Source organism: Stenotrophomonas sp. YJH_SMC_58 (assembly GCF_059369635.1).
Window position 1 is genome coordinate 176309 of record NZ_JCAFSW010000005.1, and the last position, 26107, is coordinate 202415.

Sequence of the window (26107 nt, forward strand, 5' to 3'; positions counted from 1 at the left end):
CGGCCGGCACTACCGCCCCAGACGCTGGTCCCGCGCCTTCTGGTCGGCCATCGCCTTGTCCAGCTCGGCCTGCAGCGCCGGCTGCTGCACGGCAGCGTCCAGCACATAGACCTTCACGCCGTGCGCGGGCACGTCGGCCTTCAGCAGACCGTTCACCTGCAACGAACCGCCGTCCAGCGCATCGCGCCAGCGGCCCGCCTGGACGTAACGCGACACAGTGAAGCTCTTTGCCCTGTCGCCCTTGTTCAGCAGCACCAGCGCGGTCTGCGCCACCTCGCCATGCTGCAGCACGCGCAAGAACACTGCCTCATCGCCCTGCAGGCGCTCGTTCACCTGCAGGCCGCGCTGCAGCGCCGGGGTGGCTTCGCGCAGCCTGGCGATACGCTGCAGCGGCGCGAAGATCGGGCTCTTCGGCGCCGCATCCACACGCGGCTGGCCGAAGTACGCACGATTGCCGGCGTGCTCGGCACGGCCACGCATGAAGCCCGTCTCCGAGCCGTAATAGACCACCGGAATGCCCCGCGCGGTGAACAGCCAGTTGTGCGCATCGATGAAGCCATCGTCGCTGGCCTGCAGGCGCGGCATGTCGTGGTTGTCGTAGAAGCTCATCAGCTCGTACGGGTTGGCGTACGGTCCGCCGCTCAGGTGCAGCGGCTCGGCCAGTGTCTCGAAGCCCTTGTTGGCGGTGCCGAAGGTCTGCTCCAGCGCGCCGCGCAATGGGAAATCGAGCACGCTCACGTTCGCGTTGGCGGGCCAGGTGTGCTCGGCGATGCGCGCGGCACCGTAGTCGAACGCTTCGCCGAACATGAACATGCCCGGATGCTCGGCGCGGATGCGCTTGACGAATTCATGCCACCACGGGTGCGGCAGCCAGCCGATGGTGTCGATGCGCAACGCGTCCACGCCCTGCGCGGTCCACTGCAGGTAGGCGCCGACCAGGTAGTCCATCACCGCCGGATTGTCCTGGTTGAAGTCCGACAGCTCGGCCAGGTTGCCGTCGAAGATCGAGCCGTCCTTGCTGTCGACCGGACCGATGTTGTTGTAGAACGCGTGCAACGGGTTGTGCTTCGGATCCAGTTTCTGCGGTGGCAGGTTCTGGTGGTCGGCGATCAGTTTTCCGTCCTTGTCGAAGATCTGCCCGAACTGGGGCTGCCGTGTCGGCATGGTCCAGGCCGGCGAACCGTGGTTGCCCACGATGTCCAGCACCACCTTCAAGCCAGCACCGTGCAGGCCCTTGGTCAGCCCGGCGAAGTCCAGGTCCCTGCTCGGCAGGTGCTCGTCGAGCTTGTAGAAATTGATGCCCCAGTAGCCGTGGTAACCGGTCTTGCCACGATCGGTCAGCGTGCTGGTACAGCTGATCGGCTTGCTGCCGGTAAAGGCCTCGTCCGGGTTGTCGACGATGGGTGTGATCCACACCGCACCGAAGCCCAGGTTGCGGATGTACTGCGCATTGTCGAGCACGCCACGGAAGTCGCCGCCGAGGTAGCCGATGTTGCCGTCCACCTTGTCCGGGCATGGCACCGGGATATCGAAGGTGCGGTGCGCGCCACCCTGGTCACGATGGTCGTTGGACGGGTCACCGTTGACAAAGCGGTCGGTGACCACGAAGTACACCGCATCGCTGGCGAACGGCTCGGTTGTGCCGACGTAGTCCGGGCGCGGCGCGGCCGCGGCCTGGCCGGCGAACAGGGCAAGGGAAACAGCAACAGCCAGGACACCACGCATCACACCACCTCCGGACGGGACGGAACCCGCAGCACGCACAGGCCGGCCAGGAACAGGCTGCAGCCGCCCAGCACCAGCACATGCATCGGCTGGCCACCCAGCCATGCGCGCAGGGCAAAGCCAAGCGCACTGGCCGCCACCAGCTGCGGAATCACGATGAAGAAATTGAAGATGCCCATGTACACGCCCATCTTCGACGCCGGCACGCTGTCGGACAGCAGTGCATACGGCAACGACAGGATCGAGGCCCAGGCAAAGCCCACACCCACCATCGACAGCAGCAGCCAGTGCGGGTCGCGGATGAACATCAGCGAGACCAGGCCGGCGCCACCCAGCCACAGGTTGACCAGGTGGCTCCAGCGCAGGCCGATCGCACGCACCATCGGCGGAATCAGCACCGCCGCCAGCGCAGCGAAGCCGTTGTAGGCGCCAAACAGCACGCCCACCCAGTTGGCACCTTCGTTGTAGGCGGCCGACTGTGGATCGGTCGAACCGAAGTGGGTACCGGCCACCGCAGCGGTGGTGTAGATCCACATGGCGAACAGCGCGAACCACGAGAAGAACTGCACCCACGCCAGGCGGCGCATGGTGACCGGCATTGCGCGCAGGTCGCCGACGATGGCGGCCAGCATATGCGTGGCCGGCAGCGTGCGCGCGGCCGCCAGCAGCAGGCCGTAGCCGGCGCACAGGCCTGCCAGCACGTACAGCATCCTGTCGCCTTGCCGCCAGGTGATCAGCAGCGCCAACAACACACCCAACCCAAGCCACAGGGTCACCCGCGTCCATGAAGCCGGGCCGTTGATCGCGGCCGCCGCGTGATGCGCCGGCGGCTCGGCATCATCGAACCCGGCCAGCTCCGCCGGTGAATATTCGCGGGTGCTGACCACCGTCCAGGTGATCGCCGCGAGCAGCACCACCGCGCCGAAGTAGAACGCATAGCGCACAGTGTCGGGCACTTCCCCGGCGGCCGCGGTGTTGGCAACGCCGAAGTGGGCCAGGATGAATGGCAGGAAGCTGGCGACGATGGCGCCCACGCCGATGAAGAAGCTCTGCATCGCGTAGCCGGCCGGACGCTGGTGTGGCGCCAGCTGGTCGCCGACAAAGGCACGGAACGGCTCCATCGATACGTTGATCGAGGCATCCAGCACCCACAGCGTGCCGGCCGCGATCCACAGCGTCGGCGAGTTCGGCATCACCAGCAGCGCCAGCGTGGTCAACACCGCACCGATCATGAAGTACGGACGACGGCGACCCCAGCGGGTCCAGGTGCGGTCGGACAGGTAACCGATCACCGGTTGCACCAGCAGGCCGGTCAGCGGCGCGGCAATCCACAGCCCGGGCACCGCGTCGATGTCCGCACCCAGCGTCTCGAAGATGCGGCTGGCGTTGGCGTTCTGCAGGGCGAACCCGAACTGGATGCCGAGGAAGCCGAAACACATGTTCCAGATCTGCCAGAACGACAGCTGCGGTTTGGCGGGACGATTCATCGTGCACCCTCTTCCATCGCCACCGGCGCCACCGTCAGCGCCTGCACCTGGGCCTGGTTGAGCACGCCCTCGCGGCCGCCCTTGCCCCCGGTGTAGTGCGCGAAATGTTCAAGCGCGCTCATGTTGAAGCCCTCTTCAAGCGCGGCCGTGCACTGACCCTTTGGCACCGTGAATGTTGCCGAGGTCGAGTCCTGCACGGCCACGCTGTGCGGCAGCGTGACCGTGTGCCGCTGCAACGGCTGCCCCGGGCACTGCAGCACCAGCTGCTTGACCGCAGCCGTGACGCCGGTGTTGATCGGCCCATTCGGGTTTCGATATTGCAGGCGCAGGCGAACCTGCCCGGCCTTGGCCGAGGTGAACGGCCAGCGCTGCGCACCCTTCAGCACCTGCTGCGGACCGACGCAGACCATTGGGCTGTGCAGCGATTCCAACGCGCCTTCGCGTCGGGTCAGGCTGAGGCAATGCTGCAGCCCATCGTCGCTGATCTGCACCTGGCCATTGCTGGCGACGACGGCCCTGCCGTCCTTCCACAGAACCTGCCCGGCTTGCACCGGAACGTTCCAACCCGTGCCCCTGCGCAGGGCCTGCGGTGCCGCCGGTGTTGCGGGCGCACGCGCGTTGGCATCCGCAGTCGTGGCAGCGAAGCCTGTTGCTGCCGGGGCAGTCACCAGCTGCACCGTGGTGGTCGTGCCGCGCGTGGTGGTCCAGCCCGCCACCAGCAAGCCATCGCCCACGCTCTGCGGACGCTCCAGCACATAGCGCTTGCCAGTGACTTCCAGGCTGATGCTGCGCTGCGTGCCGAACAGTTCCGGCACCAGCGCGGCCGGCAGCTTGGGCTGCACGCGGCCATCGTCCTGCACGCCGAACACGCCTTCGACCACCATCGACAGATACCCGGCCACCGACCACAGCTGGCGTTCGGAGTTGACCACCGGGCCGCTCAGCGCGCCTTCCTCGACATGCACGGCCTGGCTGACCAGCTCGTAGTTCTCCATGTTGGAACCGGCCAGCGCGGCGCCCCGCATCAGCGAACGGATCTCGGCGGCGATGCGCGGCGCATCGTCCAGCTGCCGCGCCGCACGCAGCGAGTACGCGCTGACAAACGGCCAGATCGCACGGTTGTGGTAGATCGGCTGCTGCGCTTCCTGCGGCCAGACCACGGGGCTGCCGGCTGGCCCCATCGGGTAAGCAGCCAGTGCACGGCGCGCGCGCTCGGGCGGCAGCACCTCGGCGAGGATGCCCAGCGACAGGCCCAGCAGATCGACCTTGGCGTACGGCACCGGGTGCGCGGCTTCGCCGATGTAGCTCATGTACTGGCCGATATCCTCGCGCCAGAAGCGCGCATCGATCTGCTGCGCCAACGCATCCGCCCACGCCTTGTAGCCGGCCGCGCGGGCGTCGCCGTGCTGGCCGGCCAGGCGTTCGGCCAGGCGCAATGCCTGGTAGTGCAGCACGTTGGTGGACAGTGCGTAGGAATCACCGATGAAGCGCACGTCCTCGCGGGTCCAGTCCGGATAGGTCTGCTCGCGCCAGTCCAGGAACGAGGTCTCGCCACGGTACAGGCCCACCTGCGCGTCGAACACCATCGCGCGGTCCTGCGCCAGCGTGCCCTTCAGCGCCTGCCAGACCTGGTCGGCAAACGCGCGATCCTCCAGCAGATGACGTGCCGCCAGGAACCACACCACGCGATCGCTGCTGATCGGCCAGCTGCCACCGGAACCGGTGTCCTGCGCCACGAACAGGCCGGGCGTGTGCCCGTCGCGCGTCACCGACAGCTTGAACTGCAGCGACTGCCGGGTGCGCTCCGGGTCCAGCCGCGCCAGCGCCAGATCGGCGGCGAAGCTGACATCGCGGGTCCACACATAGGGCCAGCGCGCGCCGGTCTGGAAGCACTCGCACGGCACCGGTCGGCCTTGGTCGAACGCGGGATCGCGAATCGCGTCCACGCGGTCCTGGTCCATCTCCTGCTGGGCCAGCGCGAACAACGCGTCGAACATCACGCTGCCGGTCTGGCTGCGCATCGGTGCGGCTGCGATCTGCACTGCGCCCTTCGGCGCATGCAGCACGAAGCTGCCGTTGGCAGCGGCTTCGGCGCGCGCATGGCGGCCGTCGAATTGCAGGTCGGCCGCCTGCACGGTCGATCCCAGCGCTGCCCCCAGGGCAGCGGTCAGGCAAATGATCTTCAGCATCGAAGCGGCGGACCGGCTTGCGCCCGTCGGCCTCCCTCCCTCTCTGCACGCGTTGTAGGTCCGCACCGTCGTTGCCGGCGGGCGGGCGCGGCCCCTCCCTCAAGGTGCCTTGGCCCCATGGTAGACGCGGGGCTGTCGGCTGCGTCCAGCTGCATACGTATTCATGGCGCCACGCGGTAGCGCGCCTGCTGCGCTGGCTTATGGTCCGGGTCTGCCAACGGCGCCTTGGGAGGGGAAATGCCGATGCCACACACGGTTGTACGCGTGCTGTTCGCGCACATGTTCGGCCTGGCCCTGTTGGGCGTGGCCACGCTGGCGCAGGCCGCGCCACAGGTCGCCAGCGTCGAATCACCCGGCAAGGTGCTCAAGGTCAGCCTCGTGCTGGACGGCGGCACCGCCCGCTACCGCGTCGAGCGTTTCGGCGAACCCGTGGTGGAGGATTCGAAGCTCGGCTTCGCCCTGCGCGACGGCCGCCTGGACCGCGATTTCGCCCTGCTTGGCCAGCAGCGGCGCAGCGTCGACGACAGCTGGGAACAGCCGTGGGGCGAGCGCCGGCTCACCCGCAACAACTTCAACGAGCTGACCGTGCAGCTGGCCGAAACCACCGGGAGCAAGCGTCGGCTGGATGTGGTGTTCCGCGCCTACGACGATGGCCTGGGCTTCCGCTATGTGTTCCCCGAACAGCCGAACCTGCACGAGGCGATCATCGATGACGAACTGACCGAGTTCGTCATCGCGCCTGAATCCACCGCCTGGTGGATCCCCGCCGGCGAGCCGATCCACTACGAATATCTGTACCAGCGCACGCCGCTGCGCGAGGTGCCGCTGGTGCATACGCCGATGACCGTGCGCAGCCGCGATGGCCTGCATGTGGCCATTCACGAGGCCGCTCTGGTGGACTACGCCGGCATGTGGCTGCGGCGCACCGAGGGGCAACGCCTGCGCGCGCAGCTGTCACCCTCGGCCGAAGGCTGGAAGGTGCGTCGTGCCCTGCCCTTCGCCACGCCGTGGCGCACGCTGCAGATCGCGGACCGCGCCGGTGGCCTGGTCGAATCGGACCTGATCCTCAACCTCAACGAGCCCAATGCGCTGGGCGATGTGAGCTGGGTGAAGCCGGCCAAGTACGTGGGCGTGTGGTGGTCGATGCACCTGGACAACGAGAGCTGGGCCACGGGGCCGAAGCACGCGGCCACCACCGCCAGGACGAAGAAGGTGATCGACTTCGCCGCCGCGCATGGCTTCCGCGGCGTGCTGGTGGAGGGCTGGAATCCGGGCTGGGACGGCATGTGGGTGGGCAACGGCTACGACTTCGATTTCACCCGGGCCACGCCTGATTTCGACATCGAGGCGCTGTCGGCGTATGGCCTGAAAAAGGGTGTGCACCTGATCGGCCACCATGAAACCGGCTGCGCCATCGAGCACTACGAGGACCAACTGGGTGCCGCGCTGGACCTGTACGCGCGCCTGGGCGTGGACCAGTTCAAGACCGGCTACGTCTGCGACGATGGCCAGGTCGACCGCCGCAATCCCACGGGGGGCCCGCTGTGGCGCGAGTGGCACGACGGGCAGTTCATGGCCCGCCACCATCTGAAGGTGGTGCAGGAGACTGCGCGCCGGCACCTGTCGGTGAACCCGCATGAGCCGATCAAGGACACCGGCCTGCGCCGCACCTACCCCAACTGGATCTCGCGCGAAGGCGCGCGCGGCATGGAGTACAACGCCTGGGGCCAGCCGCCGAACCCGCCGGAGCACGAGGTCAACCTGGTGTTCACCCGCATGCTGGCCGGGCCGATGGATTACACCCCCGGCATCCTCAGCCTGAAGGGCCGCCACGGCCAGGCCATCCCCAGCACGCTGGCCCGCCAGCTGGCGCTGTACGTGGTGCTGTACAGCCCGATCCAGATGGCCGCCGACCTGCCCGAGCACTACCTGCAGCACCGCGAGGCATTCCGCTTCATCGAGGACGTGGCGGTGGACTGGGAGCAGAGCCGCGTGCTCGATGGCGAAGTGGGCGACTACGTGACGATCGTGCGCCGCGACCGCAACAGCCGTGACTGGTTCCTCGGCAGCATCACCGACGAACACGGCCGCGTGCTGCCGGTATCGCTGGGCTTCCTGGAGCCAGGCGTGCGCTATCGCGCCGAGATCTACCGCGATGGCGAAGGCGCCGATTTCCGCAGCAATCCGTTCGCGTTCGCGCGCGAAACCCGCGAGGTGACCAGCGCCGATGCACTGACGCTGGTGCTGGCACCGGGCGGTGGGCAGGCCATTCGCTTCACGCCGCTGTGAATGCCCCGGTAGTGCCGGCCGCTGGCCGGCACCACCGCAAGCAGGATCTGAAAGCGATTACACCCCTGCAGACGCCATTGAATACGTATGCAGGGTGATTCCCGCGAAGAATGCGCTGCCTACCATAGCGGCGACGACAGCGGCCACCGCGTCGCACGTTCACGGCACCGCCGGGACGTTCACGAATCGATCTGCAACATTGCCTGGGAGGGGAAAATGTTGAACCACAAGCGCAGTGCGCTGAGTCTCGCGCTGGCCGTTGTGCTGGCGCCGACGCTGGCGTCGGCACAGTCCACGCAGAGCACCACCACGCCGGCCAGCACCGCCGCCACCAACCTGGATACGGTGCAGGTCACCGGCATCCGCCGCGGCATCGAGAGCGCGATCGCGGTCAAACAGGACGCCACCTCGGTGGTCGAGGCGATTTCCGCCGAAGACATCGGCAAGCTGCCCGACGTCAGCATCGCCGAATCCATCTCGCGCCTGCCCGGCCTGGCCGCCCAGCGCGTGGCCGGCCGTGCGCAGGTGATCAGCGTGCGCGGCCTGTCGCCGGACTTCGCCACCACCCTGCTCAATGGCCGTGAAGTGGTCAGCACCGGCGACAACCGCGGTGTCGAGTTCGACCAGTACCCGTCCGAGCTGGTCAACGGCGTGACCGTCTACAAGACCCCGGACGCGGCGCTGGTCGGCCAGGGCCTGTCGGGCACCATCGACATGCAGACCGCGCGCCCGCTCAGCTTCGGCGAGCGCGTGATCGCGGTCAGCGGCCGCTACCAGAAGAGTTCGCTGGGCCGCGCCGCCAACGTCGATCCGTACGGCAACCGCTTCAGCGCCAGCTACATCGACCAGTTCCTGGACAAGACCCTGGGCATTGCCATCGGCTACGCGCACAGCGACATGCCGATCCAGGAGAACCAGGTCGGCCTGTACGAACCGTGGACCACCGAACACACCGACAAGGGCGAGCGCCCGGGCGTGGGCGCCGGCACCTACTTCTCCGATGGCATCAAGGCGCTGCGCCGCACCGGCAACAACAAGCGCGACGGCGTGATGGCCACGATCCAGTTCCGTCCGAACAACAGCTGGACCAGCACCTTCGATGCGTTCCACACCGAAGCCGAGCAGATCGACACCGCCAACCAGTTCGAGCTGAACCTCAGCAACTACAACGGCAACTACACCCCGGGCCTGCTGGTCAGCAACCCGCAGATCAACGCCAACGGCTCGTTCACCGGCGGCACCGCCAGCGGCGTGTATCCGCTGGTGCGCGGCATGTACAACAAGCGCAAGGACAAGATCGATGCGTTCGGCTGGAACAACGAGTTCAACTTCGGCGGCGTCAAGCTGGTCGCCGACCTGAACTACTCCAAGGCCACGCGCGCTGAGCTGAACCTGGAAAACAACCTGCAGCTGACCCCGATGCCGCAGCTGGACACGGTCGGCGTGTCGATCCGCCAGAACGGGTTCTCGCAGATCAGCCCAGGGCTGAACTATTCCAACCCCGACGCGCTGTTCCTGACCAACACCATCTACGGTTCCGGCTACGGCAAGGTGCCGCAGGTGGAAGACCGCCTGAAGGGCGGCAAGCTGGCCGCGACGATTGCGCTGCCCGAGGCCATTGCCTCGTGGGCGCCAGACCTCGACATCGGCGTGAACTATGCCGACCGCCGCAAGGTGAAGACCCAGTCCGAAGGCAACATCCTGCTCGGTGCACAGGGTGATGCCAACATCGCCTCGGACCTGCAGTACCGCCCGGTCGACCTGAGCTTCGCCGGCCTCGGCACCATCCCGGCCTGGAACGTGCCGGCCGCGGTCGGTCGCTACATGACCTTCAACCCGGTCGACAACCTGGACTACCTGATTCCCAAGTCGTGGACGGTGCAGGAAAAGATCACCACCGCGTGGGCGCGCCTGAACATCAACACCGACATCGGCGTGGTCGGCGTGCGCGGCAACATCGGCGTGCAGATGCAGCACACCGACCAGAGCTCGGATTCGCGCTACTGGGACAGCTCGCAGCCGGCCGGCAGCAACGTGCAGCCGTACTCGAACGGCCGCACCTACAACGATTGGCTGCCGAGCCTGAACCTGGCCTTCCTGTTCCCTCACCAGCAGACGCTGCGCTTCGCCGCTGCAAAGCAGGTCGCACGCCCGCGCGTGGACCAGATGCGCGCCGGCCTGGAGTTCGGCGTGGACACCGGCACCGGCCGCCCCGGCGGCAGCGGCGGCAATCCGCTGCTGGACCCGTGGCGTGCCACCGCGCTGGACCTGTCCTACGAGAAGTACTTCGGCGAGAAGGCCTACGTGGCTGCCGCGATCTTCTACAAGGACCTGAAGAGCTACGTCTACACCCAGTCGGTCGACAACTACGACTTCACCGAACTGCTTCGCAACTACGTTCCTCAGCAAGGTGCGGCGCCGGTTCAGTACACCGGCACCTTCTCCGCCCCGCAGAACGGCAAGGGCGGCACGCTGAAGGGCCTGGAACTGACCGCATCGTTCCCGCTGGAGATGCTGGCCGACAGCCTGCGTGGCTTCGGTGTGCAGGCCAGCGCGACCTTCAACAAGAGCGACATCACCATCCTGGACCCGGAGAGCGCCTCCAGCGTGGGCAGTGATCCGATCAGCCTGCCGGGCCTGTCCAAGCGCGTGTACAACTTCACCGCCTATTACGAGCGCAGCGGCTTTGAGGCACGCGTGAGCCAGCGCCGACGTTCGGACTTCATCGGTGAGATCGGCAATTTCAACGGCAATCGCAGCCTGCGCTACGTGGTGGGCGAAAACGTGACCGATGCGCAGGTCAGCTACACCTTCAGCGACAGCAGCGCCCTGCGGGGGCTGACCCTGCTGCTGCAGGGCAGCAACCTGACCAACGAGCCGTACCGCACCTACGCCGGCAGCAAGGACCGCCCGCTGGAGTACATCGAGTGGGGCCGCACCTACATGCTGGGCGTGAACTACAAGTTCTGACCACGACCTGGTAGTGCCGGCCGCTGGCCGGCAACAGAAAACAGGAAGCAGGACTGGAAAACCCGCTGCGCAGGCAGCGGGTTTTCTTTTGCGCGAATGCCCATCCACGCAGAGCGTGGATCTACCTAGGGACACCCCAACCAGTAGATCCACGCCATGCGTGGATGCCCTTCACCGCAATCCCACCCACAAAAAAGGGACGGGGCGCTTCGGCCCCGTCCCCGCAAGTACCGCCACCGGAGAAAACGGTCAGCTGCGTCGGGCGCAATACACCGCGCGCGGCGGCAGCTGGAGTTCATTGCCCTGCACCGTGCCCGCATCCGGGCCCGGCACCGCCACCTGCTGCCAGTTGCCCGGCGGCAGCGGATGGCTCACCGCTTCGGCCGACAGGTTGAAGGCCAGCAGGAGGGTTTCATCTGCAAGCATACGCTCGAACAGCAGCACTGGCTCGGCGCTTTCGATGAACCGGATGCTGCCATGCAGGAGCGCCGGCTGGCTACGCCGCCAGGCCAGGAAGGCGCGGAACGCCGCCAGGACCGAGTGCGGGTCGCGCTCCTGCACGGCCACCGCCGCCGCCCGGTGCTCGGCCGGGATCGGCAGCCAGGGCGTGCCGGAGGTAAAGCCAGCCAGCGGAGCGTCGGTCCACGGCAGCGGGGTACGGCAACCGTCGCGGCCCTTGAAATTCGGCCAGAAGGTGATGCCATACGGGTCCTGCAGCGCCTCGAACGGCACCTCGGCCTCGGCCAGGCCCAGCTCCTCGCCCTGGTACAGGCACACCGAGCCGCGCAGCGAGCACAGCATCGCCACCAGCATCCGCGCCAGGCGCGGATCGGCCGGATAGCCGCCCCAGCGGCTGACCGCGCGTTCCACATCGTGATTCGAAACCGCCCAGCACGGCCAGCCTTCGGTCATCGCCGCTTCCAGCCGGGAGACCGTGTCGCGGATGTAGGCCGCGCTGTAGTCGTCCACCAGCAGCTCGAAGCTGTAGCCCATGTGCAGGCGGCCGTCCTGGGTGTACTCGGCGGTGGTGGCCAGCGAGTCTTCCGACGAGATCTCGCCCAGGCTCACCGCGCCCGGATACTCATCCAGCAGCGCGCGCAGCTGCTCCAGGAATGGCAGGTTCTCCGGTTGGGTGTTGTTGTAGAAGTGGTACTGGTAGGCGTACGGGTTGTCCGGACTGAAGCCGCGGCCCACGCGCTTGTCCGCCGGCTTGGGCGGGTTATCGCGCAGCTGCGCGTCGTGGAAGCAGAAGTTGATCGCATCCAGGCGGAAGCCGTCCACGCCGCGGTCCAGCCAGAACCGCACATTGTCCAGGGTGGCCTGCTGCACGTCCGGGTTGTGGAAGTTCAGGTCCGGCTGGTCGACCAGGAAGTTGTGCAGGTAGTACTGCTCACGGCGCGGTTCCCACTGCCAGGCGCCGCCGCCGAACAGCGACAGCCAGTTGTTGGGCGGGGTGCCGTCCTCGCGCGGGTCGGCCCAGACGTACCAGTCGGCCTTCGGATTACTGCGGTCCTGGCGGCTCTCGCGGAACCAGGCGTGCTCGATCGAGGTATGGCTCAACACCTGGTCGATCATCACCTTCAGGCCCAGGTCGTGCGCCTTGGCCAGTAGACGGTCGAAGTCGTCCAGGCTGCCGAACAGCGGGTCGACGTCGCGGTAGTCGGCGATGTCGTAGCCGAAGTCGGCCATGGGGGACTTGAAGAACGGCGAGATCCAGATCGCATCCACGCCCAGCGCGGCAATGTGGTCCAGGCGCTCGATGATGCCCGGCAGGTCGCCCACGCCATCGCCGTTGGCATCGAGGAAACTGCGCGGGTAGATCTGGTAGATGACGGCTCCGCGCCACCATGGATAGTGCGACATCGACAGCCCCCCTCCGGGCATGCGGGACCCGCCGGCAGCGGGCCGAAATCCTGATCCGGCAAGCTTAGCGGTGGCCTCGCGGGCATGGCGCAACCTGCATACGTATTCACGCGAAGGGCCGCGCAGGCCGGGCTGGAATTGCCGCTCGGGCCAGTTTGCGCCCGAATTCACGGCCAGCGCCTATAATCGATGGTGAGCCTGAAAGCCTGATCGCATGACCATCACCGAAGACACCCGTCCCGCCCTGGGCCTGCCCCAGATCCAGTCGCTTGCCGCGGCCGACATGGCCGCCGTCGACGCCCTGATCCGGCGCCGGCTGTCCTCGGACGTCGTGCTGATCAACCAGATCGCCGACCACATCATTTCCGCCGGCGGCAAGCGCCTGCGCCCGATGCTGGTGATGCTGGCCGGCCACGCGGTCGGCCAGGCCGGCCCGGAGCACCACCAGCTGGCGGCGATCATCGAGTTCATCCACACCTCTACCCTGCTGCACGACGACGTGGTGGACGAGTCCAGCCTGCGGCGTGGCCGCAGCACCGCCAACGCGCTGTGGGGCAACGCGCCCAGCGTGCTGGTGGGCGACTTCCTGTACTCGCGCAGCTTCCAGCTGATGGTCGAGCTGGAGCGCATGCCGGTGATGCAGATCCTGGCCGATGCCACCAACCGCATCGCCGAGGGTGAAGTGCTGCAGCTGCTGCATGTGCACAACCCGGACACCGATGAAGCCGCCTACCTGCGCGTGATCGAGCGCAAGACCGCGGTGCTGTTCGCCGCCGGTACCCGCCTGGGCGCACTGGCCAGCGGCGTGGACGAAGCCACCCAGCAGGCCCTGTTCGACTACGGCATGCACCTGGGCTACGCGTTCCAGATCGCCGACGACGTGCTGGACTACTCGGCCAACGCCGAGGAGCTGGGCAAGAACCTGGGCGACGACCTCGCCGAGGGCAAGGCCACGTTGCCGCTGATCCACGCGATGGCCCACTCCGATGACGCTACCCGCGAGCGCCTGCGCACCATCGTGCAGGACGGCGACGCCTCGGCGATGCCGGAAGTGCTGGCCGCGATCCGCGTCACCGGCGGCCTGGAGTACAGCCGCCGCCGTGCCGAAGAATACGCCGAAGCCGCCGAGCGTGCGCTCGACGGCCTGGGCGACAATGACGCCGTGGCTGCCCTGCGCGGCCTGGCCCGCTACGCGGTGCAGCGCTCGCATTGATCGGTTGAGGTGTGCCGACCAACGGTCGGCACGGAAACGCCCGCATTGACCGCATCCGGTAGTGCCGGCCGCTGGCCGGCAACCTCATGATGCTGCCGATGTGATCGGGAATGCCGGCCAGCGGCCGGCACTACCGCTGCGCGGATCAACGTTTCTCGAAGCGCTCCTCGAAGAATTCATCCAGCGCCTTCCACGCGCGCTTGGCCGCCCGCTCGTTGTACTGGCACCCCGGCGGGCTGTTGGCATCGCGCTCGGCGAAGCAGTGCACGGCACCGCTGTAGTTGGTGAACTCCCAATCGACCTTGGCCGCATCCATTTCCTTCTGGAACGCGGCGATGTCCTCGGCGGTCACGCTCTTGTCATCGGCCCCGTTGAGCACCAGCACCGAAGGATGGCTGCCACCGGCCTGCGCCGGCAGCGGCGAACCCAACCCACCATGCAGGCTGACCACACCGGCCAATGGCGCACCGGCGCGAGCCAGTTCAAGCACGGTGGTACCGCCGAAACAGAAGCCCACCGCACCGATCCGGCTGGCATCCAGCGGCACCTTGCCGGCCTGCGCCTTGAGCACGTTCACCGCTTCCAGCGCACGTGCGCGCAGCAGCGGCCGGTCGTTGCGCAGCTTGCTGGCCACCGGCCCCGCCTCCGCATCGCTCTTCGGCCGCACGTCCTTGCCGTAGACATCGGCCACCAGCACCACGTAGTCGTCGCCGGCCAGCTGCTTGGCCTTCTCGACCGCCGACTCGTTCACACCCTTCCAGTTCGGCACCATCACCAGGCCAGGTCGCTGGTCATGCTCGCCATCGTCGTAGACCAGCACACCACTGAAGGCCGTGCCCTGGTGTTTCCACTCCACCGGCTGGGTCTTCATCGCCGCCCACGCCGGCATCGCCGCCAGCCCCAGCATCACCGCCACACCGCATCGCCAACGATTCATACGCCTGCTCCGCAAGAAAAAAGGGGACGGAGGGGATTAAGCCGTATTCGCCCCTCCCGCGTCGCATTCTGCATTGGCGACGTGACGCAGGTGTGGTTGGATACGACTTAATCCCCTCCGTCCCCTTTTTCGCATGAACCTTGTTGACCGCTTTCTGTCTGGCCTGATCCCACGCCTGCCCGCCGACGATGCCCCGCAGTGGGCTCACGTCCAGGGCGCCAGCGCAGAAGACCTGCAGCGCCTGCGCATGCAATGGCCGCAGGTGCCTGACAGCCTGGTGGAACTGTTGTCCCGCGTGGATGGCACCCATTTCCGCGAGTACCCCGGCGGCGGGGTCTGCGTGCTGATGCTCGGCTCGGACGTGGAAGACGGCGGCTACCCGTACTACCTGCGCTCGGTCGCGCAGATCTTCGAGGACCAGCAGCAATGGGACGACAGCATCCGTTCCATCTACGAAGAGTGGCTGGATGACGAGCCGGAGATCCTGGGTGAAGGCATCGACGCGGATCTGCCGATGAACCGCCGCCTGTGCTTCTCGCACTGCATGAACAACGGCGGCACGTCGAAGCTGTACCTGGATTTCAATCCCGCACCGGGCGGCACCGTCGGCCAGGTGGTGCGCTACCTGCACGACCCGGACAGCTACGCGGTGATCGCGCCCAGCTTCGATGCGTATCTGCAGCAATTGATCGACGGCGGCTACGCGTTCATCGACGAGGAACAGTAGATCCACGACATGCGTGGATGGATTTCTCCGGAGGGTTGCCGGCCAGAATCCCGTTGGGGTTCGATCCCTTTCCTGCGGAAAGGGATCGGACCCCTCAGGCGATGCCCAACCCCGGAATCGCGCTGATGCTGTCCGGGTCGAATCCGGCCAGCTCGGCGAAATGACGGCCACGCGCCACGTAATCCCGGTACGCACCAAAGCTCGGTGCGCCCGGCGACAGCAGCACCACCCCACCGTGCTCCCCCAGCGCGGCGCGCGCCAAAGCCATCGCCTCGGGCAGATCACCTGCAGCGTGCAGACCGAAGCGACCGGCATCGGCCAGCGGCTGAAGCATGGCGTGGATGCGCGGGCCGTTGCTGCCCATGGTCACGATCTCCACCGGCGGCACATCGTGGGCCATGTGCTGCATGAAATCGGTCCAGTCCAGGCCACGGTCGTGCCCGCCCACCAGCAGCGCGATGCGCTGGCCGGCGAAGCACTCCAGCGCAGCCAGGCTGGCATGCGGCGTGGTGCTGATCGAATCGTTGACGTAGGTCAGGCCATCGGCCACGCCGATGCGCTGCAGGCGGTTCGGCAGCGGACGGAAGTCCTGCACCGCCGGCGCCAGCACCACCGCGTCCAGCCCCAGCGCTTCCAGCGCGGCCAGCACCGCGCACAGGTTGCCACGGTTGTGGCGGCCCGGCAGCGGCGTGTCGCGGGTATCGAACACGGCCTGTTCGCCGCGATGCACGATGTCACCGCGCATGTGCCAGCCCTGCGGCTGGTTGAACCAGACCACTTCGCTGTCGGGCAGCGACAGCGCAGCCAGGTGCGGATCGGCGGCATTGAGCACGGCGATGCGCGGTGCGGCTTCAGTCACCAGCCGCAGCTTGTCTTCGATGTAACGCTGTTCGCTGCCATGCCAGTCCAGATGCTCCGGGAACAGGTTCAGCACCACCGCCACCTGCGGGCGGGCGCCACTGCGTGCCACTTCGCCGGTCTGGTAGCTGGACAGTTCCACCGCCCAGTACTCGGGCGCGGGCTGCGGGTCCAGCACTTCCAGCAGCGGCAGGCCGATGTTGCCGACCAGGCCGGTACGGTGGCCGGCGGCACGCAGCAGGTGCGCGACCAGCGCGGTGGTGGTGCTCTTGCCCTTGGTACCGGTCACGCACACGGTGTCGTGCACGATGCCATCGTCGGCCGCGTGTTCGGCGAACCACAGCGCGGTGCCACCAATGAAGCGGGTGCCCTGCCCTTCCGCCGCCAGCGCGATTGGCTGGTAGGGGCTGATGCCGGGAGACTTGATCACCACGTCAAACGCGGCCAACGCTTCAGCGGAAGGCTCGCCACGCACGTCCAGGGCGCCCTGTGTTTCAACGCGTGCGGCCTCGACTTCGGCCGCCGGGCAGAAAAGGCTCAGCGGCAGCGTGGGCAGGCGCTCACGCAGTACCGCAAACGCGGCGCGGCCCTCACGGCCCCAGCCCCACAGCGCAACGCGCTTTCCTTCAAGCTTCGAAATCTTCACGCACCCGTTCCCACAGCGCAGCCGGAACCCGGTGCTCGCCCTGCAGCTGCAGCAGCGGTGCCAGTTCCAGTTCGGCGGCATCCAGCTGCGGCTGGATCTCGTTGCAGAAGCGCTTCACCAGCACGTCTTCCTTCCACTCCGGGCGCTGCGCCAGGGTCGCCATCGCCGCACGCGATTCGCGGCCTTCGCCCACGCACTCGAACGGCTTGTGGTCCTGGAATTCCAGCAGCGCATCGAAGCCACCGGCCTGCTCGGCATCATCCAGCAGGTTGCGGCCGAAGATGCGCACCAGGCGCGTCTTGGGCATGAACGGGGCCAGCGCCAGGAACACGAAGTGGCACTTCGGGCAGACGCCGCACCAGCGGTTCACCGGGCGCTCGCCGAGGATGTGGAAGTTGCGGTTGCAGCTGGAGAAATGCGCGTCGTAGAAGTCACTCTTGGCGAACTGGCGGGCCACCGCCAGCTCGGACATCGGGCGCAGCAGCGAGTAGTACTGCAGGTCCGCCGCCACGTACTTCTGCACATGGCTGCCGAACGCCTGCTCGCAGGCCCAGCCCTTGGACCACTGATGATTCACTTCGCCGGTGCCTGGAATCTGGCTGCCGTAGCTGGCCGAGCGCTCGTTGGAGAACACCACCTGGTCCACGCCGTGCAGCAACGCGGCCAGCACCATGATCGCCGAGTTCACCACCGTCACCGGGATATGGCCGTTCCATGCGCCCTGGCGATTCAACTCGAACAGTTCAGGTGCCAGCGTGCGGCCCAGGTTCAATGTCGGCAGGCCGGTGCGCTCGGCGCACGCACGGATCAGCTGCGAGCCACCGATCCAGGTCACGGTCTCGTCCACGCCGGCACGGCGCAGCGCTTCGATGCTGACCAGCGAATCCTTGCCGCCGCCGATGGCCACCAGCGCGTGCGGCTGCAGGCCCAGCGACGGCGCCTGCACGACCTCGCCCTGCACTGGCAACCGGAAGCGGCCGCGCAGGTTCAGGCCATTGCGGTAGGCGAATTCGCCCAGGCCGTTGAGGTAAATGGTCTCCACCAGTGCGGCGGTATCGGCATCGATGCTGTAGCTGTCGATGCTGACCGTCTCCGGCACGCCCGCCTTGTAGTAGCTGACACCGGCGATGAGGTGCAGCAGCTGCAGCGCGCGCTGCACGGCGGCGGTACGCGCCTCGTCCAGCACGAACGGGGCGCCGGGCACGGTGATGGTCTCCACCATCTCCGGGCCGTCATCAAAGGCATAGACCAGCCTGGCCACGCCGGTCTCCGCGGCGAATTCGCAGCGGACGAAGCGGAAGCGGGAAATCTGGTGTTTGTCGAAAGCAGTCATGGTGTATCCGTTCAGGCACGGGCCCGCGCGAGGGCGCGGGGCGTGTCGGTGGGCGGGTGCAGGGCGGCGATCATTCGATCACGTCTTCGCGCGGCAGCATCCGCTGGTTGTAGGTGTTGGCCATCGAATAGCCGTAGGCGCCGGCATCGGCGATCAGCATCACGTCGTCCGGCGCGGTCGACACCGGCAGCTTGCGGCGCTTGCCGAACACGTCGCTGGACTCGCAGATCGGGCCGACCACATCGAATGCGGCCTCAGCGTAGCCACCCTGGCGGCTGAGGTTCTCGATGTCGTGCCAGGCGTCGTACAGGGCCGGGCGCATCAATGCATTCATGCCGGCATCCAGGCCGACGCGGCGCACGCCGTCCTTTTCCACCACCTGGGTGGCGTGGGTCAGCAGCACGCCGGATTCGGCTACCAGGTAGCGGCCCGGCTCGATCGCCAGGCGGAACGCCGGATGCAGCGCCTTGACCTCGGCCAGGCCCTCGGCCCAGGCATCCAGGTCGAACGGCTCGTCCTCGGCGGAATACGGAATCGGCAGGCCGCCGCCGATGTCGATGGTCTGCACGCTGCCGATGCGGCGGGCGAAACCGGCCAGCTCATCGCACATCAGGCGCCAGTGCTGCGCGGTCTCCACACCGCTGCCCAGGTGCGCGTGCAGACCGACCACGCGGCTGCCCAGATCAGTGGCCGCGCGCACGAACTCATCGACACGGGCGATCGGCAGGCCGAACTTGGACTCCTTGCCACCGGTACGGACCTTGGCGTGGTGGCCTTCGCCACGGCCCAGGTCGACGCGCAGCCACAGCTCGCGGTTGCGGAACAGGTCCGGCCAGCGCTGCAGTGCCTCGACGTTGTCGACCGTCACGGTCACGCCCAGCGCGAATGCGGCTTCGTACTCGCTGCGCGGGCAGAAGCTGGGAGTGAACAGCACGCGCTTGGGCGACAGTTCCGGCAGGTGCTGGAACACATGCTTCAGTTCGCCATGCGACACGCACTCCAGGCCGAAGCCTTCGGCTTCCAGCAGCTGCAGGATGGCGGGGTGGCTGTTGGCCTTGATCGCGTAGTAGCGCTGGTCGATCGGCTTGATCGCGGCCAGCGCGCGGGCGCGGGCGCGCACGGTCGGCAGGTGGTAGACGTAGCGCGGCGTACCGGCATCGGCCAGCTGCAGCAGGTGCGCACGCTGGCCCCGCCACCACGGCGTGCCACGCGGGCGCACGGTGCCGGCGATCTCGCGCCAGCGCGGGCCGAATACTTCGGTCTCTTCCACCGGCATCGCGCCGCTGTCGATCAGCTCGGCGTGCAGCACCGGCAGCAGGCCATCGGCATCGGCCTCGTCGATGACGAAGGTCAGGTTCAGGTCATTGGACGACTGCGAGATCATGTGCACGCGCTCGCGGCCGAAGGTCGCCCACACGTCCGACAGCTTGTGCAGCAGCGAACGCATGCCACGGCCCACCAGAGTGATCGCCGCACACGGCACGATCACCTTCACCTTGCAGATCTGCGACAGGTCGGCCGACAGCGCGGCCAGCACATCGGTATTGACCAGGTTCTCGGACGGATCCAGCGACACGGTGACGTTGGTTTCGGCCGAACCGATCAGGTCCACCGACAGGCCGTGCTTCTTGAACAGATTGAACACATCGGCCAGGAAGCCGACCTGCTGCCACATGCCGATGCCTTCCATCGACACCAGCACGATGCCGTTGCGGCGGCTGATCGCCTTCACCCCTGGTACCGGCGCGGCGCTGCCGTCGATGCTGGTGCCCGGCAGTTCCGGGCGCTCGGTATCGAGGATGGCCATCGGTACGCCGGCATCGCGGCACGGCTTGATCGAGCGCGGGTGCAGCACCTTGGCGCCGGTGGTGGCGATTTCCTGCGCCTCGTAATAGTCCAGGCGCGTCAGCAGGCGCGCGTCCGGCACATCCTTCGGGTTGGCACTGAACATGCCCGGCACATCGGTCCAGATCTCCACGCGGCTGGCACCGAGCAGCGCACCGAAGTATGCCGCCGAGGTATCCGAGCCACCGCGGCCGAGGATGGCGGTACCGCCATCGGCGTGCCGCGAGATGAAGCCCTGGGTGATCAGCAGGCGGGTCGGCTGCGCGCGGAAGCGCTGCACCCATTCCGCGTCGGCGCGCCACTGGCAGTTCACCGACAGGCGCTGCGACCAGTCGCTCTGGTTCGGCTGCGGCGGCATCGCGTCCAGCCACTGGCGCGCATCCATCCAGCCCATGTCCAGGCCCGACGCGTGCAGGTAGGCCGCCCCCAGGGTGGAGGACAGCAGCTCGCCCTGGCCCAGCACTTCGGCCTGCCAGTCGAGCGGACGGGTGGCTGCACGCGCGTCGTCGAGCAGGCCCTGCAGCGCGGCCAGGCGATCGGCCAGCACCTCGCGGCCCAGGCCGAGTTCAACCAGGAAGGTCTCGTGGCGTTCGACCAGCGCCGCCACGCGGTCCCGGCTGTCGGGCGCGCCATCGGCGATCGCGGTCAGTTCGTTGGTGACCCCGGACAGCGCCGACACCACCACCAGCACGCGCGAGCCGGTCTCTTCCGCGCGTTTTTTCGCCAGCTTCCCGATCGTGTCCCAGCGGTGACGACGCGACACCGAGGTGCCGCCGAACTTCAGTACGATCCAACGATCGACAAGGGGGGAAGCTGACATGGATTGGCTATGTAGAATGTGGGGAAGCCGCCCTCGGGGGCGGAACCTTTGATTCTAAGCGCAATATCCCCGTAGATGGCCGTCCTCCGTTACCTGCAGCTCGATGTCTTCGCCCCCCGCCCCGGCACCGGCAACCCGTTGGGCGTCATCCTGGACGCCGACGGGCTCTCCAGCAGCCAGATGCAGGCCCTGGCCGCCTGGCTGAACCTGTCCGAGACGGTGTTCTTCCTGCGCCCCAGCACGCCGGGCGCCGACTACCACATCCGCATCTTCACCCCGACCCGCGAGCTGGCCTTCGCCGGCCACCCCAGCGTCGGCGCCGCCTGGGCGGCGGTGACCTGCGGCCTGGCGCAACCGCACGACGGTGCCCTGCTGCAGCAATGTGCGGCGGGGTTGCTGCCGGTACGGGTGAGCGGCCCGGCTGAGGCACTGCAGATCCAGCTGGCCAGCCCACCGGCGCGGCGACTGGACACAGCGGCCGACGGGGCGCCCGAAGCGCTGCTGCCGCTGGCCGACAGCGGGCACGCGCCCGAACTGTGGGACAACGGCGCACGCTGGTGGCTGTTGCCGCTGCGCGACGCCGCCGCAGTACGCAACCTTGTGCCGGACATGGCCACGCTGGCCGACTGGAGCCTCGCCAGCGACGCGACCGGTGTGGCCGTGTTCGCCGACGAGGCCGGCGACGACCACACCCGGGTGGTGCGCGCCTTCTGCCCGGCTGATGCAGCCGCCGTGCCCGAAGATCCGGTGACCGGCAGCGCCAATGCGCTGATCGGTGCCTGGCTGCGCCAGCGCGATGCCCTGCCCGGCCGCGAGGGCCGCTACGTGGCCAGCCAGGGCCGCGAAGTCGGCCGCGATGGTCGCGTACAGGTCGAGGTTGATGCGCAGGGCACGGTGTGGATCGGCGGCCAGGTGCAGTGCGTGATCGATGGCAGCATCCGCTGGTAGCCCACGGAAGAAAGGGGACGGAGGGAATTAAGTCGCTTATGGCACATGGGGCAAAAGCGACTTAATTCCCTCCGTCCCCTTTTTGGTGCCCCGCGCTACGCTATGCGGCCTGTTTACTGGAGTGCCACCTGATGACCACCCGCCGTTTCCTGCAGCTGGACGTGTTCTCCCCGCGCGCCGGCGCTGGCAATCCGCTGGCCGTGGTACTCGATGCCGAGGGCCTGGACGACGCCAGCATGCAGGCCATCGCGCGCTGGACGCGCCTGCCCGAAACCACCTTCGTGTTCCCGCCACAGGTGCCGGGCGCCAGCTATCGATTGCGCATGTTCAGCCCGCAGAAGGAAGTACCGTTCGCCGGCCACCCCAGCGTCGGTACCGCGCACGCGGTGCTGCAGGCGGGCCTGGCCGCAGCGGTCGACGGCGTGCTGGTGCAGGACGGCATTGCCGGCGCGCTGCCGCTGCGCGTCAGCGGTGAGGGTACGCAGCAGCGCATCGCCATCCGCACCCCGCGCGCGCAGCTGGCCGAGACTGCCGAGGCGACCGATCCTCGCCTGCAGGCCGCGCTGAAGGACTGGCCGCTGGGCACACTGCCGCCGGCACGCATGCAGGGCGGCCGCAGCTGGTGGGTGGTGCAGGTGGCCGACGAGGCCGCATTGCGCGCGCTGCAGCCAGACTGGGATGCAGTGGCCGCACTGGCTGAATCCACCGACAGCATGGGCGTGTTCGCCTATGCCTTCAGCGATGGCAGCGAGGGTTTCGACCTGGCCGTACGTGCCTTCGTCGGCAATGGACGCCGCTTCGAGGACGCCGCCTCGGGTGCGGCCAATGCGGTGCTGGCCGCGTGGCTGGACCTGCGTGACGCGCTGCCGCGTGGACGGACGCCGTTTGAAGTCAGCCAGGGCCGTGAAGTCGGCCATGACGCGCGCCTGACCCTGCTGGTCGACCAGGACGGCGAGGTCTGGTCGGGCGGCCAGGTGCAGACGGTGATCAGCGGCACCATTGATTGGTAAACACCATCGAGGTGGAGCCGAAGGCAGCGGCAGGAGCCGCTGCCAACGTCGGACGCGACGGCCCGGAGGGTGGCGGCCAGGAAGGCCGCCATAACGCTGGCCGGCTGTTACCTGGACCTCGACATCATGCGGTTGCCGGCCAGCGGCCGGCACTACCCTCAGCCCAGCTCGGCTTCCAGGCTGATCGGCACCGCGCTCAGCGCCTTGGACACCGGGCAGTTCTGCTTGGCGTCATCGGCAATCGCACGGAACTGCGTCGCGTCGATACCCGGCACCACTGCCTTCACCTTCAGCCGGATCTGCGACAGCTGCGGGCCGCCCTCCAATGACAGATCGACCTTGGCTTCGGTATCCAGCGAGGTCGGGGTAAAGCCGGCTTCGCCGAGCTTGGCCGACAGCGCCATGGTGAAGCAACCGGCGTGCGCAGCAGCGATGAGCTCTTCCGGATTGGTGCCCTTTTCGTCGCCGAAACGGCTGTTGAAGCCGTAGCGTGTCTTGTCCAGCAGCCCGCTCTGCGGCGTGCTCAGCTGCCCCTTGCCCGACTTCAGATCGCCTTCCCAGTGCGCGGTGGCGTGTCGCGAGATTCCCATGTGCTGCTCCTGCGTGACGGTGATGAACGGTCACCCTCGCACGGGAGGCGTTAGCCCTGCGTCGCTCCGCCGCACGCCGCAGGTCGCCCTCCGAACCCGGCGCGTGGACACTTTCTCACCAGCCGGAAACGCGTTTTTCTCTTGTTTTCAGTGGTTTCGCGCATTCCGCCGATGGGCGGGCGTGGGCCGTCGCGCGCGCTGCCACACCCCCGTCCCCCGCTGCGCGCCATGTACTGAATCGGCCTGGATATGAAAAAACATGCACTTTCCGCGCTTCGGGCTATTGGCGGCGCCCAAGAGTTGCCCTACATTGCGCTTGCCGACGGGGTTCGGCGCCGACCAAACAACCAACCGTTCACGGAACAGGAAACCATGGCAAAGACCGCTAAGAAGGCTGCCCCGAAGAAGGCAGTGAAGAAAGTCGCGACGAAGGCAGCCGCCAAGCCGGCCGCTCCGAAGCCGATCAAGGAAGTGCTGACCAAGTCCGGCCTGGTTGCACACATCGCTGAAGCCTCCGGCGTCGTCGCCAAGGACGTCCGCGCTGTGCTGGCCTCGCTGGAAAGCGCCGTTGCCTCCTCGGTGCACAAGAAGGGCGCTGGCTCCTTCACCCTGCCGGGCCTGCTGAAGATCACCACCGTCAATGTGCCGGCCAAGCCGAAGCGCAAGGGCATCAACCCGTTCACCAAGGAAGAGCAGTGGTTCGCTGCCAAGCCGGCCACCACCAAGCTGAAGGTGCGTCCGCTGAAGAAGCTGAAGGACGCCGCGCTGTAAGCGCGCGCCCCAACGCGGATTCCGACGGGACGGCTCTGGCCGTCCCGTTTTCTTTTGCACGTTCCCGGCAGTAGGTCCACGCCACGCGTGGATGCGCTGCCCCGGGGCATCCGCAACACAGCGTTGCCGCATACTGGAAAATCCGCGTTCAAGCCCGTCGCCATTAGCCAGGCGCGGCCTGGGCAGGCCCTGGAACGTACCGGGTGGAACACTGCGTGCAGCCCCGGCCATCGCCGCCGGGCACGGCCTTGCCTAAGGTGGGCACATCCTCCACAGCTACGGCGAGCATCCCCTCATGGCCAGCCCCTCCACCCGCTACCGGATCTCGGTGACCCCCATCGAAAAGGACGGGTTGCAGTGCACCGGGCGCTGCACCATCGAACTGGAACATCGCGCAAGCCGCGACCTGATGCGCCTGCTGGAAGCGGCGCCCCGCACCGCTGGCATCAGCGGTGACGAACGCGCGACCCTGGTGATCGCCACCCAGCTGCTGCGCGACATCGTGCAGCGCCACGCAGAGACCGATGGACATGCGTTGGCCGCCATCGCCGGGCAGGTGCTGCCGGCACTGGATGCGCTGGAACAGTTGCCCTCCTCCCGCTGATTCCCGCGCAGCCGATACACTGTCTCCCCCACATCGCCTCGGGGAGGAGGCATGCGCAGGACGCTTTTCCTGATCGCGCCCCTGGCGCTGCTCGGCTGCTCCAGGCCTGCGGCAGCGCCTGATGTTGCGCCAGCGCCAGCTGTCGCCAGCGCCGGAACGCAGGGCATCGCCGGCACCGAAGCGGCGCCCCTGCAGACACCGGCGATCGATCCGCTGTTCGCTGCGGTCGCCGCCGACGCCCAACCACCATCGGTGATGCTCAACCGCTACGTGATCGCGCTGCTCAACCGCAACCGCAGCGCCAGCGACGCGGCATGGGCGATTCCACCGGCCGATCCTCACCGCGCAGATGACGCTGCCATACGCCAGCTGCAGGGCGTGCGTACGCTGCGACTGTACAGCGAGCCCCCGGTGGCGCGCGACGGCCAGCATCCTCCCCAGCTGCTGGAGGTGCCGGTGCGGATCCGCGCGGTCACCACGCAAGGCACCTTCCGCTTCGGCGGCTGGTACCGCGTGCAGCCCAGTGCTGATGGCCGCGGCTGGCAGATCCAGTCGGCGCAACTGCGGCCAACGCTGGACTGAACCGTTGCAGCGGCATGCACGCGCGATTCAGCCGCCCCGGCTACTCTTTCCTCCATCCTTTCCCAGTCCAGCGGTCACCGCCATGCGCCTGCGTTCCCTGATGACCCGCGTCGCCGCCTCCACCGTGCTGATCGCCGCCGCGATCGGCGCGCAGGCCGCCCCATCCATTTCCGGCCGCGAACTGTCGGTCGGCGCCAGCGATGTGCAGCAGTATCTCGATGGCAGCTTCCCGCGCACCCAGGACGCGCTGGGCGGACTCATCGCCCTCACCATGAGCCACCCCCAGCTGAGCCTCCCGGCCGGCGAGCGCTTGAACCTTGGCATGGACGTGGCACTGGCCACTGCCGGTGGCAATCCGGCCAAACTGGGTACGGTGAAGCTCAGCAGCGGCCTGCGCTACGACGCGCAGACCCAGGGATTCCACCTGCAGCAGCCGAGCGTGGATGACTTCACACCGGCCAACCAGGGCGGTCGTCTCGACTCCCGTACCCGTGGCCTGCTAAACGCCTGGCTGAGCGACTACGCCCAGCGGGAGCCGATCTACAAGCTGGACCCGGCCGTGGCCGGCGTGCTTGGCGCGCTGCAGGTGCAATCGGCACAGGTGAAGAACGGCAAGCTGGTGGTCACCTTCAACCAGAACCTGGGCAACCTGGTGCCGGCAGGCGTGCTGGGCAAGTAAGGTAGTGACGGCCAGCGGCCG

The 26107-nt window shown here is 67.5% G+C and carries 19 protein-coding genes; 10 read left to right on the top strand and 9 right to left on the bottom strand.

Annotation, left to right across the window (positions count from 1 at the left end; translation table 11 throughout):
• Positions 1 to 9 precede the first annotated feature (9 nt).
• Genes AC5P68_RS09175 through AC5P68_RS09185 form a run of 3 tightly spaced genes read right to left on the bottom strand, consistent with a single transcriptional unit; the run spans position 10 to position 5401 of the window.
• Entirely contained in the window at positions 10 to 1725 is a 1716-nt protein-coding gene (locus AC5P68_RS09175; RefSeq protein WP_414497848.1) for an alpha-amylase family glycosyl hydrolase, read from the bottom strand.
• Entirely contained in the window at positions 1725 to 3212 is a 1488-nt protein-coding gene (locus AC5P68_RS09180) for an MFS transporter (RefSeq protein WP_414497847.1), read from the bottom strand. Before AC5P68_RS09180 ends, AC5P68_RS09175 begins: the two co-directional genes overlap by 1 nt.
• Complete coding sequence (locus AC5P68_RS09185) at positions 3209 to 5401, bottom strand: glucosidase family protein (protein ID WP_495216961.1); 2193 nt, start codon at positions 5399 to 5401, stop codon at positions 3209 to 3211. The genes AC5P68_RS09180 and AC5P68_RS09185 overlap by 4 nt, the downstream gene beginning before the upstream one ends.
• 237 nt (positions 5402 to 5638) lie before the next feature.
• Here AC5P68_RS09185 and AC5P68_RS09190 point away from each other — a divergent pair, with 237 nt between their 5' ends.
• Positions 5639 to 7690, top strand: a complete 2052-nt coding sequence (locus tag AC5P68_RS09190; RefSeq protein WP_414497846.1) for a glycoside hydrolase family 97 protein — start codon at positions 5639 to 5641, stop codon at positions 7688 to 7690.
• Between the two features lie 216 nt (positions 7691 to 7906).
• Positions 7907 to 10660: a TonB-dependent receptor gene (locus AC5P68_RS09195; RefSeq protein WP_414497845.1), complete on the top strand. Its 2754-nt coding sequence runs from the start codon at positions 7907 to 7909 to the stop codon at positions 10658 to 10660.
• A gap of 249 nt (positions 10661 to 10909) precedes the next feature.
• Here the strand turns inward: AC5P68_RS09195 and AC5P68_RS09200 are convergent, their stop codons facing one another.
• A complete protein-coding gene (locus AC5P68_RS09200) occupies positions 10910 to 12523 on the bottom strand; it encodes an alpha-glucosidase (protein WP_414497844.1) in 1614 nt (537 codons plus the stop codon).
• Between the two features lie 214 nt (positions 12524 to 12737).
• Here AC5P68_RS09200 and AC5P68_RS09205 point away from each other — a divergent pair, with 214 nt between their 5' ends.
• On the top strand, positions 12738 to 13736 hold the full coding sequence (locus AC5P68_RS09205) for a polyprenyl synthetase family protein (protein ID WP_005415617.1): 999 nt from the start codon (positions 12738 to 12740) through the stop codon (positions 13734 to 13736).
• A 145-nt stretch (positions 13737 to 13881) separates the two neighbouring features.
• On the opposite strand, the gene AC5P68_RS09210 is transcribed toward AC5P68_RS09205, so the two are convergent.
• Positions 13882 to 14673: a dienelactone hydrolase family protein gene (locus AC5P68_RS09210; RefSeq protein WP_414498096.1), complete on the bottom strand. Its 792-nt coding sequence runs from the start codon at positions 14671 to 14673 to the stop codon at positions 13882 to 13884.
• A gap of 133 nt (positions 14674 to 14806) precedes the next feature.
• On the opposite strand from AC5P68_RS09210, the gene AC5P68_RS09215 reads away from it, so the two are divergent.
• Entirely contained in the window at positions 14807 to 15400 is a 594-nt protein-coding gene (locus AC5P68_RS09215; RefSeq protein ID WP_414498095.1) for an SMI1/KNR4 family protein, read from the top strand.
• Between the two features lie 94 nt (positions 15401 to 15494).
• Here the strand turns inward: AC5P68_RS09215 and murD are convergent, their stop codons facing one another.
• The 3 genes from murD to AC5P68_RS09230 all read right to left on the bottom strand — a co-directional run bounded on the left by murD (position 15495) and on the right by AC5P68_RS09230 (position 20902).
• Entirely contained in the window at positions 15495 to 16904 is a 1410-nt protein-coding gene (gene murD, locus AC5P68_RS09220) for a UDP-N-acetylmuramoyl-L-alanine--D-glutamate ligase (protein WP_049430426.1), read from the bottom strand.
• A complete protein-coding gene (gene murL / locus AC5P68_RS09225) occupies positions 16885 to 18237 on the bottom strand; it encodes a UDP-N-acetyl-alpha-D-muramoyl-L-alanyl-L-glutamate epimerase (RefSeq protein ID WP_049430434.1) in 1353 nt (450 codons plus the stop codon). The genes murD and murL overlap by 20 nt, the downstream gene beginning before the upstream one ends.
• A 70-nt stretch (positions 18238 to 18307) precedes the next feature.
• A complete protein-coding gene (locus AC5P68_RS09230; protein ID WP_049430435.1) occupies positions 18308 to 20902 on the bottom strand; it encodes a bifunctional aspartate kinase/diaminopimelate decarboxylase in 2595 nt (864 codons plus the stop codon).
• A 75-nt stretch (positions 20903 to 20977) separates the two neighbouring features.
• Here AC5P68_RS09230 and AC5P68_RS09235 point away from each other — a divergent pair, with 75 nt between their 5' ends.
• Positions 20978 to 21850, top strand: a complete 873-nt coding sequence (locus tag AC5P68_RS09235) for a PhzF family phenazine biosynthesis protein (RefSeq protein ID WP_049430436.1) — start codon at positions 20978 to 20980, stop codon at positions 21848 to 21850.
• A gap of 131 nt (positions 21851 to 21981) precedes the next feature.
• Positions 21982 to 22860 (top strand): PhzF family phenazine biosynthesis protein, encoded by an 879-nt coding sequence (locus AC5P68_RS09240; RefSeq protein WP_005408444.1) that lies wholly within the window; start codon positions 21982 to 21984, stop codon positions 22858 to 22860.
• Positions 22861 to 23018: 158 nt separating this feature from the next.
• Here AC5P68_RS09240 and AC5P68_RS09245 read toward each other — a convergent pair whose 3' ends face one another.
• Positions 23019 to 23450, bottom strand: coding sequence for an OsmC family protein (locus AC5P68_RS09245; RefSeq protein WP_005408443.1), 432 nt, complete (start codon positions 23448 to 23450; stop codon positions 23019 to 23021).
• A gap of 372 nt (positions 23451 to 23822) precedes the next feature.
• On the opposite strand from AC5P68_RS09245, the gene AC5P68_RS09250 reads away from it, so the two are divergent.
• From AC5P68_RS09250 to AC5P68_RS09265, 4 genes are all read left to right on the top strand, one after another.
• Complete coding sequence (locus AC5P68_RS09250; RefSeq protein WP_005408442.1) at positions 23823 to 24221, top strand: HU family DNA-binding protein; 399 nt, start codon at positions 23823 to 23825, stop codon at positions 24219 to 24221.
• A 295-nt stretch (positions 24222 to 24516) separates the two neighbouring features.
• Positions 24517 to 24825 (top strand): DUF3861 family protein, encoded by a 309-nt coding sequence (locus AC5P68_RS09255; RefSeq protein ID WP_005408441.1) that lies wholly within the window; start codon positions 24517 to 24519, stop codon positions 24823 to 24825.
• A gap of 51 nt (positions 24826 to 24876) precedes the next feature.
• Complete coding sequence (locus AC5P68_RS09260; RefSeq protein WP_231522613.1) at positions 24877 to 25407, top strand: hypothetical protein; 531 nt, start codon at positions 24877 to 24879, stop codon at positions 25405 to 25407.
• Positions 25408 to 25489: 82 nt separating this feature from the next.
• On the top strand, positions 25490 to 26086 hold the full coding sequence (locus tag AC5P68_RS09265) for a YceB family lipoprotein (protein WP_049430438.1): 597 nt from the start codon (positions 25490 to 25492) through the stop codon (positions 26084 to 26086).
• Positions 26087 to 26107 lie beyond the last annotated feature (21 nt).